Raw genomic sequence first — 15,764 nt, forward strand, 5'->3', positions numbered from 1 at the left:
GCCAGTCTGATGAGGAGTGCATGAGGCGCTGCGGTACATATGTATCGCTTCCGGGCCGGGCGGCCCGGAAGTTGATGCCAACGATGTCAGTCGGTTTTTTTCTTCAGCTTCGGGTTGGGGAAAAACTGCACGGCCTGGACTTTCGCATCCGGCGTCTTGAGCGCCGACGTATTGACCCGGGTGCCCAATTCCTTGGGCACCGACAGGCCTTGCTCGTTGAGCGTGTCGGAATAACCGCAGGCCACGCATTCGCGGTGCGGCACGCCGTCTTCGTTCCACATCATCAACTTGTCCGGCTCGCTGCAGGCCGGGCAGACCGCCCCGGCGATAAAGCGTCGCTTGGTAATCACAGGCCCCTCGCTCATGCTGCCGCGTCCTCGGTCAGGCCGCTATGGCGCAAGAGTGCGTCAATCGACGGCTCGCGGCCACGGAAGTCGACGAACAGCACCATCGGTTCCTGGGAACCGCCACGGGCCAGGATCGCCTCGCGGAAGGCTCGGCCGGTGTCGGCGTTGAGCACGCCGTCTTCTTCGAATTTGGAGAAGGCATCGGCCGAGAGCACTTCCGCCCATTTGTAGCTGTAGTAACCCGCCGCGTAGCCGCCGGCGAAAATGTGCGCAAAGCTGTTGGGGAAACGGTTGTAGGCCGGCGGACGCATGACGGAGACCTCGTCACGCACGCCTTCGAGCACTTGCAGCACGCTGCGGCCATCGCCGTGGGTGGCGTGCAGCTCGAAGTCGAACAGCGAGAACTCCAACTGACGGACCATCATCAGGCCGGACTGGAAGTTTTTCGCCGCGAGCATTTTTTCCAGCAGGTCCTGGGGCAGCGGTTCACCGGTTTCGTAGTGACCGGAAATCAGCGCCAGGCCTTCGGGCTCCCAGCACCAGTTTTCCATGAACTGGCTCGGCAGCTCCACGGCATCCCAGGCCACGCCGTTGATGCCGGACACGCCGGCGTGTTCGATGCGGGTCAGCAGGTGGTGCAGGCCATGGCCGAATTCGTGGAACAGCGTGGTGACTTCATCGTGGGTCAGCAGCGCGGGCTTGCCGCTGTCGGCCGGGGTGAAGTTGCACACCAGGTTGGCGACCGGGCTTTGCAGGACGCCGTCGAAGGTGCGACGACGGTCACGGGCACCGTCCATCCACGCACCGCCACGCTTGTTGGCGCGGGCGTAGAGGTCGAAGAAGAAGCGGCCGACGTGCTGGCCGTTCTCCTTGATTTCGAACAGGCGCACGTCCGGGTGCCAGCTGTCGAAGCCTTTCAGTTCGGCGATCTCGATGCCATAGAGGCGCTGTACGATGGCGAACAGGCCGCTCAGTACCTTGTCGATCGGGAAGTAGGCGCGCAGGGCTTCCTGGGCCACGCTGTAGCGCTGCTGGCGCAGTTTTTCACCGTAGAAACCGCTGTCCCAGCTTTGCAGGTCGGGGCAACCCTGCTCGGCGGCATAGGCTTTGAGCTGTTCCAGGTCCAGGGCGGCGAACGGCTTGCTGCGCTTGGCCAGGTCACGCAGGAAACTGAGGACCTGATCGCTGGATTCGGCCATCTTGGTTGCCAGGCTCAACTCGGCGAAGTTGGCGAAACCGAGCAATTGGGCCAGTTCCTGGCGCAGGTCGAGGATCTGTTCCATCACCGGGCCGTTGTCGTTCTGGCCGGCATTCGGGCCTTGGTCCGAGGCACGGGTGCAGTAGGCGGCGTAGACTTCTTCGCGCAGGGCGCGGTCTTCGGCGTAGGTCATCACCGCGTAGTAGCTAGGGAATTCCAGGTTGATCAGCCAGCCGTCCAGTTCCTTGGCCTGGGCAGCGGCGGCCATTTGCGCCTTGGCCGAGTCGGTCAGGCCGGCGAGGGCGGCTTCGTCAGTGACGTGCTTGGTCCAGGCCTGGGTCGCGTCCAGCAGTTGATTGGAGAAACGGCTGCCCAGCTCGGACAGTTTGCTCTGCACTTCGGCGTAGCGCTTCTGTTGCTCGGGCGGCAGGTCGATGCCCGACAGGCGGAAATCCCGCAGGGAATGTTCCAGGATGGTTTTCTGCGCGACGTCGAAGTTGGCTGCTTCCGGGCTGTTCGCCAGGGCTTCGAAGGCCTGGAACAGCTCACGGTTCTGGCCCAGCTCGGTGGAATAGGCACTCAGCGCCGGCAGGCAGGCCTCGTAGGCCTCGCGCAGTTCCGGGCTGTTGCGCACGGCGTTCAAATGGCTGACCGGGCTCCAGGCCGCGCCGAGACGATCATTGAGCTCGTCCATCGCCAACACCAGGCCGGCCCAGGTAGGCTGTTGGACTTGGGTCTTGAGGATTTCGGCGATGGCCGCACGGTTGTCCGCCAGGATCTGCTCGATGGCCGGTTGTACGTGCTCGGCACGGATCGCCGAGAATGGCGGCAGGTCATAGGGCTGCAAAAGAGGGTTGTTCACGCTCACGGTCGACACCTTGGCTGGAAGAAACATCGGCCCATCTTAATTACAATCGACGTTCACCGCAGCTAGCAGCGCCTATCACCGGATAAGAGAGAGCCTATCGTGACCCTTCGCACGTACCAGAACCACAGCCCGAAGCTTGCCCGTAGGGCTTTTGTCGACAGCACCGCGGTGGTGATCGGCGACGTTGAAATCGGCGAAGACAGCTCCGTCTGGCCGCTGACGGTCATTCGCGGCGACATGCACCGCATCCGTATCGGCGCGCGCACCAGCGTCCAGGATGGTTGCGTGCTGCACATCACCCACGCCGGGCCCTTCAATCCGGATGGCTTCCCATTGCTGATCGGCGACGACGTGACCATCGCCCACAAGGTCATGCTCCATGGCTGCTCGGTGGGCAGCCGGATCCTGATCGGCATGGGCAGTATCGTCATGGACGGCGCGGTGGTCGAAGACGATGTGATCATCGGCGCCGGTAGCCTCGTACCGCCGGGCAAGCGCCTGGAAAGCGGCTTTTTGTACGTGGGCAGCCCGGTGAAGCAGGTGCGACCGCTGACAGACAAGGAACGCGCGTTCTTCACCTACAGCGCGGCGAACTACGTGAAGCTCAAGGACCTGCATCTGGCCGAAGGCTACGACCAACCGTGAAGCGCCCCCCGAAGTGTTGAATGACCCATTGTGGCGAGGGCGCTTGCTCCCGCTGGGCCGGTCCAACGCTTCGGGCGCAGCAGACCCATTTTTTGTGAGCGCTTCGCGCTCAAGCGGGAGCAAGCTCCCTCGCCACGTGATGCCACTGCCAGGACCTGCCATGCACTACCAGACCGTACTCTTCGACCTCGACGGCACCCTCACCGACCCCCGTGAAGGCATCACCCGTTCGATCCAGTTCGCCTTGGCCAAGCTGGGCATTGACGAACCCGACCTGACCCGCCTCGAACATTTCATCGGCCCGCCGTTGTTGCAGGCCTTCATGCAGTTCTATGACTTCGACGAAGCGAAGGCCTGGGAGGCGGTGAATTTCTATCGTGAACGCTTCAAGGTCACCGGCCTTTATGAGAACCGGGTCTTCGACGGCGTGATACCGCTGCTGGAAACCTTGGGCGGCCAAGGGCGCCAGCTGTACATCGCCACCTCCAAGCCCTGGGTCTTCGCCCGGGAAATCGCCCGCCACTTCGACTTCGCCCGGCACTTCAAGGTGATCTACGGCAGCGAACTGGACGGCACCCGCACTGACAAAGTCGAACTGATCGCCCACCTGCTGGCCGAAGAAAGCCTCGACCCGGCCAGCACCCTGATGATCGGCGACCGCAAGCACGACCTGATCGGCGCCTGCAGCAATGGCCTGGATGCGGCGGCGGTGGGGTATGGGTTCGGCAGCCACGAAGAACTCAACACCGAACGCCCGGCGTATCACTTCCAGACGGTGGATGAGTTGCATCAGGCGTTTTTGCGGCGTTGACGGGATCCATCGCGAGCAAGCTCGCTCCCACATTGTTCCGAGACGTCCACAAAACAGGTGCCCACCGCCAAACCCCTGTGGGAGCGAGCTTGCTCGCGATGGCGGCAGCACAGACATCCCCGACCTCAAGGCGTCCACTTGTGGCGAGGGAGCTTGCTCCCGCTCGGCGGCGCAGCCGTCGTAAGCTCGCTGATGCGGTTTGTCTGTGGAAATGAGTTGTCTTTTTGGGGCTGCTGCGCAGCCCAGCGGGAGCAAGCTCCCTCGCCACAGGGGTTAACCCTATCCCGGTCCACACAGGGGTATAGATGAACGCGACGCCTCAGGCCCTGAACTGGCTGGGCGCCACGCCGCTCCAGCGCACGAAGGCATGGCGGAAGCTGGCGGTTTCGCTGAAGCCCAGTCGTTCGGCGATTCGATGGATCGGCATTTGGTCCTCGCAGAGCATCTGCTTGGCTCGTTCGAAGCGCAGTTCGTCCAGCAGTTCCTGATAGCTGCAGCCCAGGTCCTTGAGGTGCCGGCGCAAGGTGCGCGCCGAGCAGTTCATTTGCTCGGCCAAGCCTTCCAGGCCGGGGGCTGCGTTCAGTTGGGCGTCGAGCAACTGGCGGATCCTTCCTAGCCAGGCCTGGCGTCCGGTGAATTCGGTGTTCTGCCGGCGGCAGCGTTCGGCCATGGCGTGATGGGTGATGGGGTCGGCCAGGGGCAAGGGTTGTTCGAGCCAGTGGCGGTCGAAGGCAAACGCGTTATCGACGCTGTCGAAGCGCACCGGGCAATCGAAGAGTGCGGCGTAGCGCGCCTGGTAATCGGGCGCCGGATGTTCGAAGCGCGCGGCGTGCAAGGGCAGTGCATGGCCGAGGAGGTCATTGCAGATCACCTTCAGCGAAACCATGCAGAACTCGGCATTGAACACCGCCAGGGCCGGGTTCTCCCGATAGTCGCTGGCGCTGAACCAGATGTGCTCGCCGTCGTCGTCCAGGTTCAGCTCGAAGAGTGTTCCCAATAGCGCCGGATAGCGCAGCGCCAGGCGCAAGGCGTCACCTAAGGTGGCACTGGTGAGCAGGGCATAGCCGAGCATGCCGTAGGATGAAACGTGCATGCGCAGGCCCAGCTCCAGGCCGATGTCGCGCTTGAGTGCCACGGCGTTGGCGCAGACCTGCATCTCCTGGTTGGTGGTGATGCGCGTATCGGCCCGGCTCAGGTCCGCGGCGCTGATGCCACTGCCGGCCAACAAGGCATCACTGGACAGCCCCTCGTTTTTTAAGGTGCTCAGTACCAGCGAGACGGCGTTAAGGGTGGTGAGGTGGGAATGCAGCATGTCCGTTTCCAGCCTGGGGTAGGCTGGAGACGGAGCAAGTTATATGCCGGGTACTTTGGCATGACGTCGCTTTTGTGGCGAGGGAGCTTGCTCCCGCTGGGCCGGTCCGACGCTTCGGGCGAAGCGGCCCCCAAAATCTTGCGGCCGCTGCGCGACCGAGCGGGAGCAAGCTCCCTCGCCACAAAAGTCCCTCACCACAAGTTGATGCAGGTTCAGATCAGCTCAGCTCGCCGCACAGGTCCAGCTCCACCAGCCGCCGAACCTCTTCCACCGGCAGGCCCGCGCCAATCAGCGCCTGCAACTTGCCGAACGCGGCCTCGCGGGTCATGCCGCCACCGGACAGTACGCCGACACCGCGCAAGCGACTGCCGGCTTCGTACACGTCCAGCTCAACGCCACCTTCATGGCATTGGGTCACCGCCACCACCACCACGCCGCTGTCCCGCGCTCGCTCGAGGCTGGCGAGGAAGGCCGGGTTGTCGCTCGGCCCGGTGCCGCTGCCGTAGCACTCCAGCACCAGGCCCTGGATGCCGCTGCCCAGCAGGCCATCGAGCACCTGGGCGCTGATGCCGGGAAACAGCGGCAGCGCCGCGATGTTCGCCAATTGCCTGGGCTGGTTGTAATTCAACTGCGCCGGCAGGGCCGGCGCCGGGGTGCCGCCGCCCTGGCGTTCCAGGCGCTTGAATGGGTGGCGACCGAAGCTGCGCACTTTCGCGCAACGGGTCGGCGCCAGCAGCTCACCGTGGAAGTACAGGTGCACGCCCGGCGCCAGGCCCTGGCCGAGGGCGACCAGGGCACCGCTGAGGTTTTCCCAGGCGTCGCTGTCGGTCACGCCGGCGGGCAGCATCGAGCCGGTGAAGCAGACCCGCGCATGCAGGCCCAGCAGCTGGAAGCTCATCGCCGCCGCGCTATAGGCCAGGGTGTCGGTGCCATGCAGGATCAACACGCTGTCGCAGCCCTGCACATCCACGGCGTCGACCACCGCTTCGCGCAGTTGCTGCCAATAGGCCGGGGTCATGTTGGCGCTGTCGATCAGCGGCGACATCTCGCGGAAGCGCCATTGCGGTATGACGAGTTCGGGCTGGCTGTGCAGGTAATCGCGCATCCGCGCTTCGAAACCGGATGCCGGGGCCAGGCCGTGGGCGCTGGCCTGCATGCCGATGGTGCCGCCGGTGTAGAGCATCATGACGTGCTGGGCGGCAGGGTAGGTCAAGGAATTCATGGTTGTTCTCCGAGGACGAAAACGGCGGCTTGGGTCAGCCGCCACAACATAAGGCCGAGCATGACGCCGACCTTACGCTGTGTCACGCCGGGCGCAGGGGATGCGCCCGGTTTTTTACCATCAGCCTGCGGCTCAGCGTTGCGCTGCGGCCACGCCGGCAGTCGCGGCGTCAGGTTTGGCAACCGGTGCCGACGGGGTGGCTGGCCATGCGTTGCGGTCCAGGTCCAGGTCCGGGAACTTGCTGGAGTCGAACACAGGGACCTTGATGCCGGCCGCACGCTGGTCATCGTAGTCACGCAGGATGCGCATGCCGACCTTGAACAGCAGGAACAGCGCGATCAGGTTCACGAACGCCAGCAGGGTCATGGTGATGTCGGCGAAGGCGAACACGGTGCCGAGGTTTTCGATGGCGCCCCAGAAAATCAGGGCCAGGACCAGGGCGCGGTAGCCCATCAGGACCTTGCGATTGTCACCGATCATGAAGCGCAGGTTGTTCTCGCCCAAGTAGTAGTTGTAGAGGATCGAGGTGAACACGAACAACGACAGGGCCACGGAGATGAATATCCGGCCCCAGTCACCCACGACCGCCGCCAGGGAGTTCTGGGTCAGGGCAATGCCGTCGCCTTCGAAACCTGGGGTGTAGAAGCCCGACAGCAGGATCAGCAGCGCGGTGCAGGTGCAGATCACGAAGGTGTCCAGGAACACGCTGAACGCCTGGACCACGCCCTGGGCGACCGGGTGCTCGACCGATGCGACGGCGGCAACGTTAGGCGCACTGCCCAGGCCGGCTTCGTTGGCGAACACGCCACGCTTGACGCCCATGACGATGGCGCTGCCGATCAGGCCGCCGAAGGCCTGGTCCAGACCGAAGGCGCTTCTGACGATGGTCGCCAGCATGTCCGGTACATGTTCGAACTGCAGCACGATCACGTAGAGGGTCACGCCGATGTACGCCAGGGTCTTGACCGGAACCAGCAGGTCGGCAACCTTGGCGATACGCTTGATCCCACCGATGAACACCAGGCCCAGCAGCACCGCCAGGCCCAGGCCCGTGTAGGTGGTGTCAAAGCCGAAGGCGTTGTTCAGGGAGTGGGTGACCGCGTGGGCTTGCAGGCCGTTGAAGGCGAAGCCGAAGGTCACCAACAGCAGGAATGCCATGATCATGCCCAGCCAGCGTTTCTGCAGGCCGTGCTGGATGTAATAGGACGGGCCGCCACGGTACTGGCCTTCGGAGTCGCAGCGCTTGTAGAGCTGGCCGAGGGAGCATTCGAAGAAGCTGCTGGACATGCCGACCAGCGCGGTCACCCACATCCAGAACACCGCACCAGGACCACCAAGGGTCACGGCGATGCCGACACCGGCGATGTTGCCCGCGCCGACACGGCCGGCCAGGCTGAGCATCAGGGCCTGGAAGGAACTGAGCTGGTCAGTGCTGCTTTTCAGGCTGTCACGGAACACCGTGAACATGTGGAAGAAGTGACGGAACTGGACGAAACGCGAGCGGATCGTGAAGTAGCCACCGAGCCCGACAATGAGCACGATCAGCACTTTCCCTGATAGGAAGTCGTTGATGACTTCGAGCATGAGTATTCCTCGCTGTTTTTTGTTTAAGCAAATGCTGGCCATTTGGAAACATCGCGTTACATCGGTCGGCGCGCGGCCTGACAGGTGAGGCGGAGTTTCGTCCCGGTCCATTTTCGCGGGTTTGTTATTAGTTCGGTTTTCGCATGTTTAAAGGTCTCGTTGCGGACGACCGCTCATGCGAAGAGGGGCGGCACTATACCTATCAGTGCGGTGCCCGTCTGCACAGTTGTGGTGCGTCCGACGAAGCGGACCCTTTGAAACACCTGGCCTTCCGGTCAGGTTCTTGTGGGGACGAGCCTGCTCGCGTTGGCTGGCGACGCGGTTTACAACGGGCAGCGCGTCGTTGTTTATCGCGAGCAGGTTCCTTCCCACAGATTCAGTCATCCTTGGCGGCTATCAATTAAAAAAAGGGCTTGGGGAAGATCCCCAAGCCCTCAAAAGGTGAGAGGTGTCTAGTCCCTCGACCTGGTGAGCGGTGGCCGTGTCGATCACGCTTTGAGCGGGACCAGACGCGGAGCAATCATGTTTTCCGGGCGCAGGATGTCGTCGAGCATGGCGTCGTCGAGCAAGCCTTCTTCGCGCACCAGTTCCAGTACGCCGCGGCCACTTTCCAGGGCGATGCGGGCGATACGGGTGGCGTTTTCATAGCCGATGTACGGGTTCAGGGCGGTGACCAGGCCGATCGAGTGCTCGACCAGTTCGCGGCAGCGCGCTTCGTTGGCGGTGATGCCGACGATGCAGTGCTCGCGCAGCATGTCCATGGCCCGTTGCAGCAGGCGGATCGAGTCGAAGATCTTGAAGGCGATCAGCGGTTCCATCACGTTCAGTTGTAGTTGGCCGCCTTCGGCCGCGATGGTCAGGGCCAGGTCGTTGCCGATGATCTGGAACGCCACCTGGTTGACCGCTTCCGGGATCACCGGGTTGACCTTGCCGGGCATGATCGAGCTGCCTGGCTGGCGGGCCGGCAGGTTGATTTCGTTGATGCCGGTGCGTGGGCCGCTGGACAGCAGGCGCAGGTCGTTGCAGATCTTCGACAGCTTGACCGCGGTGCGCTTGAGCATGCCGGAGAACAGCACGAAGGCGCCCATGTCGGAGGTGGCTTCGATCAGGTCGGCGGCCGGGACCAGCGGCTGGCCGCTGATGGTTGCCAGGCGCTGTACGGCCAAGGCCTGGTAGCGCGGGTCGGCGTTGATGCCGGTGCCGATGGCGGTGCCGCCCAGGTTCACTTCGGTGAGCAGTTCAGGCGCCAGGGTTTTCAGGCGCGCCAGGTCTTCGCTCAGGGTGGTGGCGAAGGCGCGGAATTCCTGGCCGAGGGTCATCGGTACGGCGTCCTGCAGCTGGGTGCGGCCCATTTTCAGGACGTGGCTGAATTCTTCACCCTTGGCCGCGAACGCCTGGATCAGGCTGTCGAGGCTGGCCAGCAACGCGTCGTGACCCAGCAGCAGACCCAGGCGGATCGCGGTCGGGTAGGCGTCGTTGGTGGACTGCGCCATGTTCACGTCGTTGTTGGGGTGCAGGTACTGGTACTCGCCTTTCTGGTGGCCCATGGCCTCCAGTGCGATGTTGGCAATGACTTCGTTGGCATTCATGTTGGTCGACGTGCCGGCGCCGCCCTGGATCATGTCCACCACGAATTCTTCGTGGAAATCGCCGCGGATCAAACGTGCACAGGCTTCACTGATGGCAGCGTGCTTGGCTTCGCTGAGCTGGCCGAGTTCGCGGTTGGCGTCAGCGGCGGCCTGTTTGACCATTGCCAGACCGACCACCAGCTTCGGGTAATGCGAGATCGGGACGCCGGAGAGACGGAAGTTGTTTACCGCTCGTAGGGTCTGGATGCCGTAATACGCTTGCGCCGGTACTTCGAGTACGCCAAGCAGGTCTTTTTCTGTGCGGAATGATGCAGCGGAGGACATGACGGAAATCATCTCGATAAGGACCCGGTCTGTGCCGGAACGCTGTGGATCCTAGGCTCTGGGGAAAAATAGGGCCAATGCTGTTAAACACTGGCCTATGCATATTCGGCATAATGCCGGTGTGACGCCGACGATGCGGCGAACGTGTGACCTGTTTTGGTGCGTGTAGGGAGGCGTGATGAATCTTGAAAGCAAATGGCTTGAGGACTTCAGTGCCCTGGCCGCTACTCGCAGTTTTTCCCAGGCGGCGGAGCGGCGTTTCGTGACGCAGCCGGCGTTCAGCCGACGAATCCGCAGCCTTGAGGCGGCGCTGGGGCTGACCCTGGTCAACCGTTCACGTACGCCGGTCGAGCTGACGGCGGCGGGGCAGTTGTTCCTGGTGACGGCGCGTACGGTGGTGGAGCAACTGGGCGAAGTGCTGCGCCATTTGCATCACTTGGAAGGCGGGCAGGGCGAAGTCATCCAGGTGGCTGCCGCCCATTCCCTGGCGCTGGGCTTCTTCCCGCGCTGGATCGCGCAACTGCGCAACGAAGGGATGAACATCGCCACGCGCCTGGTGGCGACCAACGTCGGCGATGCGGTCCACGCCTTGCGGGAGGGCGGCTGCGATTTGATGCTGGCCTTCTACGACCCGGATTCGGCCATGCAGATGGACCCGGAAATCTTCCCGTCGCTACACCTGGGCCAGACCGAAATGCTCCCGGTGTGCGCCGCCGATGCCAACGGCAACCCGCTGTTCGACCTTGAAGGCGAGGCCAGCGTGCCGTTGCTGGCCTACAGCGCCGGGGCGTTCCTCGGGCGTTCGGTCAACCAGTTGCTGCGCCAGCGGGCGCTGCGCTTCACCACGATCTACGAGACGGCCATGGCCGACAGCCTGAAAAGCATGGCCCTGGAAGGCCTGGGCATCGCCTGGGTACCGCACCTGAGCGTACGTGCCGAACTGGCCCGGGGCGAACTTGTGATCTGCGGCGGGGCGCAATGGCATGTCCCGCTGGAGATCCGCCTGTACCGCTGCGCCCTGGTGCGCAAGGCCAATGTGCGGTTGTTGTGGCGCAAGCTTGAAGGCGGTGTGGCGCAGGGTGCTGTCGGATCCTGAAACCAACGCAAACCCTGTGGAGGTGACGGACATCAGAATGATCACAGGGCCATTGTGGGAGCGAGCTTGCTCGCGATGAGGGCCTGGCATTCACAACGGCATTGGCTGACCTGGCGCTATCGCGAGCAAGCTCGCCCCCACTGGGGATTTGTGGTGTTCCGACGCTGACCTGCGAGTCAATAAAACCGCCGCTTCAGCGCAAATGACAGATGGTCGGCGAAAGTGCGTTTAACGCACCATTTTCGGTATACTGCCCGGCCTTCGGTCGGTTCGCCCGGCCATCATTCGTACAACAAGCCACGCCGGTTTCCTGCGTGGCTTGTTGTTTTTTGACGCGCCTGCGGGCGCCCAGAGAGAAGAGGCACGACGATGAGTGCACTGGTTGGCGTGATCATGGGCTCCAAGTCCGATTGGTCCACCCTTAGCCACACCGCCGATATGCTGGAAAAGCTCGGCATCCCTTACGAGGTGAAAGTGGTCTCTGCCCACCGTACCCCGGACCTGCTGTTCCAGTACGCCGAAGAGGCCGAAGCGCGTGGCATCGAGGTGATCATCGCCGGTGCCGGTGGCGCGGCCCACCTGCCGGGCATGTGCGCGGCCAAGACCCACCTGCCGGTGCTGGGCGTGCCGGTCCAGTCGTCGATGCTTTCGGGCGTTGATTCGTTGTTGTCGATCGTGCAGATGCCGGCCGGTATTCCGGTCGCGACCCTGGCCATCGGCAAGGCCGGCGCGATCAATGCGGCCCTGCTGTCGGCGAGCATCCTGGGCGCCAAGCATCCACAATTTCATACCGTGCTGAAAAAATTCCGCGCTGAGCAGACAGACAGCGTCCTGGACAATCCAGACCCACGCATTGCCTGAGGTTGTTGACGAATGAAGATCGGTGTAATCGGTGGCGGCCAGTTGGGTCGCATGTTGGCCCTGGCAGGTACGCCGCTGGGGATGAACTTCGCTTTCCTGGACCCGGCGCCGGACGCCTGTGCCGCGGCGCTGGGTGAACACCTGCGGGCCGACTACGGTGACCAGGACCACCTGCGCCAGTTGGCCGATGAAGTCGACCTGGTGACCTTCGAGTTCGAAAGCGTCCCGGCCGAAACCGTGGCCTTCCTGTCCCAGTTCGTCCCGGTCTACCCGAGCGCCGAAGCCTTGCGGATCGCCCGTGACCGCTGGTTCGAAAAGAACATGTTCAAGGACCTGGGCATCCCGACGCCGGCCTTCGCCGACATTCAGTCCCAGGCCGACCTGGACGCCGCCGTCGCGGCCATCGGCCTGCCCGCCGTGCTCAAGACCCGCACCCTGGGTTATGACGGCAAGGGCCAGAAAGTCCTGCGCAAGCCTGAAGACGTGGCCGGTACGTTCGCCGAGCTCGGCAGCGTGGCCTGCCTGCTGGAAGGCTTCGTGCCGTTCACTGGGGAAGTCTCGCTGATCGCCGTGCGTGCCCGCGACGGTGAAATCCGCTTCTACCCGCTGGTGCACAACACCCACAAGGACGGCATCCTCAAGCTGTCCGTCGCCAGCACCGATCACCCGTTGCAGGCCTTGGCCGAAGACTATTCCAGCCGGGTGCTCAAGCAGCTCGACTATGTCGGCGTGATGGCGTTCGAGTTCTTTGAAGTGGACGGCGGCCTCAAGGCCAACGAAATCGCACCGCGGGTCCACAACTCCGGGCACTGGACCACCGAAGGCGCCGAGTGCAGCCAGTTCGAAAACCACCTGCGGGCGGTGGCCGGGCTGCCGCTGGGGTCGACCGCCAAGATCGGCGAAAGCGCGATGCTCAACTTTATCGGCAAGGTGCCGGACACCGAGAAAGTCCTGTCGATCGCCGACTGCCATCTGCATCACTATGGCAAGGCGTTCAAGGTCGGGCGCAAGGTCGGCCACGCCAACCTGCGCTGCGCTGATCGGGCCACGCTGGCCCAGCAGATCATCAAGGTCGAGACGCTGATCGCCGAGCAATAATCTGTCATACCGTTGGAACCATTCGTCGGCTAACCTCTCTCATGGCTAAGTGCCAAAACCTGATCGGGCTTTGGCTTAGCCACTCAATGAGAGGGGAATGCCATGGGAATCATCGGAACCATTTTTATCGGCTTGATCGTTGGCCTGCTGGCACGCTTCCTGAAACCGGGCGATGACAGCATGGGCTGGATCATGACTATCCTGCTCGGTATCGGCGGTTCGTTGGCAGCCACTTACGGCGGCCAGGCCCTGGGCATCTACCAGGCCGGCCAAGGCGCGGGTTTCATCGGGGCCCTGGTGGGCGCGATCGTGCTGCTGGTGATCTACGGCCTGATCAAAAGAAACTGATCCAAATGCATCAAGGCCCCCTCTGCGTCGTGAGCTGAGGGGGCTAGAATGCTCGGCGTTTCACTTTTCATTCATTGCCGAGCCCTTTCATGCGCCGTCTAGTGTTGACCCTTCTTCTGCTGGGCAGTGGCCTGGCCCATGCCGCCGAGCTGCCGGAAACCGACTGGCTCGAGCTGATGCCCAAGTCGGACCAGAAAGCCCTCGAGGCCATGCCCGAGATCGACCACAACTCCCCGGAAGCCAACGGCACCTTCACCGAAAAAGGCGGCTTGAAGCAAAGCAAGGGCCTGCCGGCGGTGATGTATTCGACCAAGACCGTGGCGTCGATGAACGACAAGCACATCCGCATCGGTGGTTACCCGGTGCCGCTGGAAACTGACGCCAAGGGCCACAGCACGCTGTTCTTCCTGGTGCCCTACCCCGGCGCCTGCATCCACGTCCCGCCACCGCCGCCTAACCAACTGGTGCTGGTGCGTTACCCCAAGGGCCTGAAGCTGGATGACATCTACACGCCGCTCTGGGTGACGGGCACGCTGAAGATCGAAAAGGTCGACAACGATCTGGCGAGCGCGGCGTATGCGTTGGAGGCGGAGAAGGTGAGGGTGGTGCAGGAGGCGGATTTGTAACCAGCCCATTGACCCTACACAAAACACAATGTGGGAGCGAGCTTGCTCGCGATGGCGGTGTGTCAGTCGACGCTGAGGGTGACTGTCGGTCCGCTATCGCGAGCAAGCTCGCTCCCACATGGGCATTTTCAGTGCGACTTAGAGCGGTTTGCTCTGGATGCTCACACCCAGGGTATGGCTGGCGTCCGGCAACAACGTCACCACATCCTCCATCACATTCGCCGTCTCGATGCACAGCATGCGCTGCCAGCCATCGTCGGCCATGTCGCTGAAGGCCTTGGCGCGTTCGGTCCAGGGGTTCCAGATCACCGCCGAGCGCGAACCGCTGCTGGTCAGCTCGATCCGTCGTTGCCACTGCGGATCAACGATGCTCAGCGTCGGCGGGGTGTCGAGGTAGATACGGTCGGTCTCGCCGGTGAAATGCAGGTCGCCGGCCTGGGTGTGGGTGTTCCAGTCGTCGAGGGTCTCGATGTAGTTCAAGCCATCGACGCCTTCGACCTGCACGTTGCGCACGTCGCTCACGGCGAAGTAGCTGTGCAGCGCCTGGCTGAGGCTGACGGTTTCGCTGCCACGGTTATGGCTGGTGAGGCGGATGTGCAGTTGCGCGTCCATCACGATGGCCAGCGTCAGGTCGACCTGATGAGGCCATCCCGCAAGGCCGTTTTCGGGATAAGGCAGCACGAATTCGATTTTCAGGCTTTCGCCTTCGGCCTCGATGCCCTTCAATTCCCAATCCATTGCCCGCACCAGGCCGTGGGCGGTGGCTGGGTCATTGCTCACGCGCATGGCCTGCACGCTGTCGGGGTTGCGCGTCAGGTTGCCGAACCACGGCCAGCACACCGGCACGCCCGCGCGGATGCTCTTGCCGGCCTTGAATGTGGCCTGGTCGTTGAGCCAGATCAGTGGCGGCTGGCCGTCCACTTGATAACTGAGGATGTGCGCGCCTTGCTGGGCCACCAGCAACTCGGCCTGACCGTGGCGGATGCGCCAGGCGTTCAGTTCATCCAGTTTGACCGCGTCGACGTTGGGCGTAGGCATGTTGCAAATCTCGTTCGGTGACAGGGACTGCAATGGACCGCAAAACGGTCGCCGTGTTTAACGGGCGCGCGGCGGAACCGAGCGGGTACGACCGCTGCCGTCGATGGCGACGAAGACGAATACCGCCTCGGTCACCTTGCGCCATTCACTGGACAGCGGGTCGTCGCTCCAGACCTCGACCATCATCTGGATCGAGCTGCGGCCGATTTCCAGCGCCTGGGTATAGAAAGACAACTGCGCGCCCACCGCCACCGGCACCAGGAACGCCATGCGATCGATCGCCACGGTGGCCACGCGTCCGCCGGCCACTTTGCTGGCCATGGCGGTGCCGGCCAAGTCCATCTGGGACACCAGCCAGCCGCCGAAAATATCGCCGAAGCCGTTGGTCTCCCGTGGGAGCGCGGTGATTTGCAGGGCCAGGTCGCCTTGCGGGATGGGATCTTCTTGTTCGAGCTCTATCATGCCGGGGGTGCCTCTGACCCGTAACGCTGTCTGGTACTTCAGGTGAATAGCCGTCTTCGTAAAAAACGATTCAGCCCGAACATACTGCGTTCGTCACGTTTTTCGTAAAGGCGTGCCAAAGGGAAACTCTGCGAAACCGGCTGATCTTGTACTACATCACCAACGACGTTTTCGCACAGCAACCCCTTACAGAGTACTGCAAGGTTGCGAGTATATCGGGCGATAGACGTCGAGACGACCACTCGGTTCTGATTTCGACTGTCAAATACGCGCCTCTATGTGCTTTTTCGAACAATTTGCTATCGTGCCGAACCTGCCCAGGCCCCAACCCGAGT

Annotated in this window: 15 protein-coding genes; 7 read left to right on the forward strand and 8 right to left on the reverse strand. The window is 62.8% G+C overall.

Annotated features, from left to right (window positions below; translation table 11 throughout):
* Positions 1–86 precede the first annotated feature (86 nt).
* Together J3P85_RS00090 and prlC are read right to left on the reverse strand one after the other, a co-directional pair.
* Complete coding sequence (locus J3P85_RS00090; RefSeq protein WP_039593397.1) at positions 87–365, reverse strand: YheV family putative zinc ribbon protein; 279 nt, start codon at positions 363–365, stop codon at positions 87–89.
* Positions 362–2,413, reverse strand: a complete 2,052-nt coding sequence (prlC, locus tag J3P85_RS00095) for an oligopeptidase A (protein WP_434704471.1) — start codon at positions 2,411–2,413, stop codon at positions 362–364. Before prlC ends, J3P85_RS00090 begins: the two co-directional genes overlap by 4 nt.
* Positions 2,414–2,512: 99 nt before the next feature.
* Here prlC and J3P85_RS00100 point away from each other — a divergent pair, with 99 nt between their 5' ends.
* Together J3P85_RS00100 and J3P85_RS00105 are read left to right on the forward strand one after the other, a co-directional pair.
* Positions 2,513–3,058 carry a gamma carbonic anhydrase family protein gene (locus J3P85_RS00100; RefSeq protein WP_434704472.1) on the forward strand — a complete coding sequence of 182 codons (546 nt, stop codon included), beginning with the start codon at positions 2,513–2,515 and terminating at the stop codon, positions 3,056–3,058.
* Positions 3,059–3,218: 160 nt separating this feature from the next.
* Complete coding sequence (locus J3P85_RS00105) at positions 3,219–3,869, forward strand: HAD family hydrolase (RefSeq protein ID WP_434704473.1); 651 nt, start codon at positions 3,219–3,221, stop codon at positions 3,867–3,869.
* Positions 3,870–4,188: 319 nt separating this feature from the next.
* Here J3P85_RS00105 and J3P85_RS00110 read toward each other — a convergent pair whose 3' ends face one another.
* The 4 genes from J3P85_RS00110 to aspA form a co-directional block, all read right to left on the reverse strand.
* A complete protein-coding gene (locus tag J3P85_RS00110) occupies positions 4,189–5,181 on the reverse strand; it encodes an AraC family transcriptional regulator (RefSeq protein ID WP_434704474.1) in 993 nt (330 codons plus the stop codon).
* 217 nt (positions 5,182–5,398) lie between these two features.
* Positions 5,399–6,403, reverse strand: coding sequence for an asparaginase (locus J3P85_RS00115; protein ID WP_434704476.1), 1,005 nt, complete (start codon positions 6,401–6,403; stop codon positions 5,399–5,401).
* A gap of 132 nt (positions 6,404–6,535) precedes the next feature.
* The gene (locus J3P85_RS00120; protein WP_434704477.1) at positions 6,536–7,987 is read right to left on the reverse strand and encodes an alanine/glycine:cation symporter family protein; all 1,452 of its coding nucleotides are present in this window, start codon (positions 7,985–7,987) and stop codon (positions 6,536–6,538) included.
* Positions 7,988–8,475: 488 nt separating this feature from the next.
* On the reverse strand, positions 8,476–9,900 hold the full coding sequence (gene aspA / locus J3P85_RS00125) for an aspartate ammonia-lyase (protein ID WP_186708252.1): 1,425 nt from the start codon (positions 9,898–9,900) through the stop codon (positions 8,476–8,478).
* Between the two features lie 178 nt (positions 9,901–10,078).
* On the opposite strand from aspA, the gene J3P85_RS00130 reads away from it, so the two are divergent.
* The 5 genes from J3P85_RS00130 (at position 10,079) to J3P85_RS00150 (ending at position 13,929) form a co-directional block, all read left to right on the forward strand.
* A complete protein-coding gene (locus J3P85_RS00130; RefSeq protein ID WP_434704478.1) occupies positions 10,079–10,996 on the forward strand; it encodes a LysR substrate-binding domain-containing protein in 918 nt (305 codons plus the stop codon).
* Between the two features lie 369 nt (positions 10,997–11,365).
* On the forward strand, positions 11,366–11,857 hold the full coding sequence (purE, locus tag J3P85_RS00135; protein WP_003196369.1) for a 5-(carboxyamino)imidazole ribonucleotide mutase: 492 nt from the start codon (positions 11,366–11,368) through the stop codon (positions 11,855–11,857).
* A gap of 12 nt (positions 11,858–11,869) precedes the next feature.
* Positions 11,870–12,955 carry a 5-(carboxyamino)imidazole ribonucleotide synthase gene (locus tag J3P85_RS00140; RefSeq protein WP_186708248.1) on the forward strand — a complete coding sequence of 362 codons (1,086 nt, stop codon included), beginning with the start codon at positions 11,870–11,872 and terminating at the stop codon, positions 12,953–12,955.
* A 102-nt stretch (positions 12,956–13,057) separates the two neighbouring features.
* Complete coding sequence (locus J3P85_RS00145; protein ID WP_003187057.1) at positions 13,058–13,303, forward strand: GlsB/YeaQ/YmgE family stress response membrane protein; 246 nt, start codon at positions 13,058–13,060, stop codon at positions 13,301–13,303.
* An 89-nt stretch (positions 13,304–13,392) separates the two neighbouring features.
* Positions 13,393–13,929 (forward strand): DUF3299 domain-containing protein, encoded by a 537-nt coding sequence (locus tag J3P85_RS00150; RefSeq protein WP_434704479.1) that lies wholly within the window; start codon positions 13,393–13,395, stop codon positions 13,927–13,929.
* 138 nt (positions 13,930–14,067) lie between these two features.
* Here J3P85_RS00150 and J3P85_RS00155 read toward each other — a convergent pair whose 3' ends face one another.
* Positions 14,068–14,967 (reverse strand): D-hexose-6-phosphate mutarotase, encoded by a 900-nt coding sequence (locus J3P85_RS00155; RefSeq protein ID WP_434704480.1) that lies wholly within the window; start codon positions 14,965–14,967, stop codon positions 14,068–14,070.
* Between the two features lie 57 nt (positions 14,968–15,024).
* Positions 15,025–15,429, reverse strand: coding sequence for an acyl-CoA thioesterase (locus J3P85_RS00160; RefSeq protein ID WP_003177184.1), 405 nt, complete (start codon positions 15,427–15,429; stop codon positions 15,025–15,027).
* Between the last annotated feature and the right edge of the window lie 335 nt (positions 15,430–15,764).

Origin of the sequence: Pseudomonas sp. Z1-12, assembly GCF_051132015.1 — a bacterium.
Lineage (GTDB): Bacteria > Pseudomonadota > Gammaproteobacteria > Pseudomonadales > Pseudomonadaceae > Aquipseudomonas > Aquipseudomonas zanjanensis.

What these genes read in the sequence shown, in the direction of transcription:
- J3P85_RS00090 (WP_039593397.1), bottom strand. Translation starts at nt 365, where the DNA reads ATGAGCGAGGGGCCTGTGATTACCAAGCGACGCTTTATCGCCGGGGCG.
- J3P85_RS00105 (WP_434704473.1), top strand. Translation starts at nt 3,219, where the DNA reads ATGCACTACCAGACCGTACTCTTCGACCTCGACGGCACCCTCACCGAC.
- J3P85_RS00110 (WP_434704474.1), bottom strand. Translation starts at nt 5,181, where the DNA reads ATGCTGCATTCCCACCTCACCACCCTTAACGCCGTCTCGCTGGTACTG.
- J3P85_RS00115 (WP_434704476.1), bottom strand. Translation starts at nt 6,403, where the DNA reads ATGAATTCCTTGACCTACCCTGCCGCCCAGCACGTCATGATGCTCTAC.
- J3P85_RS00120 (WP_434704477.1), bottom strand. Translation starts at nt 7,987, where the DNA reads ATGCTCGAAGTCATCAACGACTTCCTATCAGGGAAAGTGCTGATCGTG.
- aspA (WP_186708252.1), bottom strand. Translation starts at nt 9,900, where the DNA reads ATGTCCTCCGCTGCATCATTCCGCACAGAAAAAGACCTGCTTGGCGTA.
- J3P85_RS00130 (WP_434704478.1), top strand. Translation starts at nt 10,079, where the DNA reads ATGAATCTTGAAAGCAAATGGCTTGAGGACTTCAGTGCCCTGGCCGCT.
- purE (WP_003196369.1), top strand. Translation starts at nt 11,366, where the DNA reads ATGAGTGCACTGGTTGGCGTGATCATGGGCTCCAAGTCCGATTGGTCC.
- J3P85_RS00140 (WP_186708248.1), top strand. Translation starts at nt 11,870, where the DNA reads ATGAAGATCGGTGTAATCGGTGGCGGCCAGTTGGGTCGCATGTTGGCC.
- J3P85_RS00145 (WP_003187057.1), top strand. Translation starts at nt 13,058, where the DNA reads ATGGGAATCATCGGAACCATTTTTATCGGCTTGATCGTTGGCCTGCTG.
- J3P85_RS00150 (WP_434704479.1), top strand. Translation starts at nt 13,393, where the DNA reads ATGCGCCGTCTAGTGTTGACCCTTCTTCTGCTGGGCAGTGGCCTGGCC.
- J3P85_RS00155 (WP_434704480.1), bottom strand. Translation starts at nt 14,967, where the DNA reads ATGCCTACGCCCAACGTCGACGCGGTCAAACTGGATGAACTGAACGCC.
- J3P85_RS00160 (WP_003177184.1), bottom strand. Translation starts at nt 15,429, where the DNA reads ATGATAGAGCTCGAACAAGAAGATCCCATCCCGCAAGGCGACCTGGCC.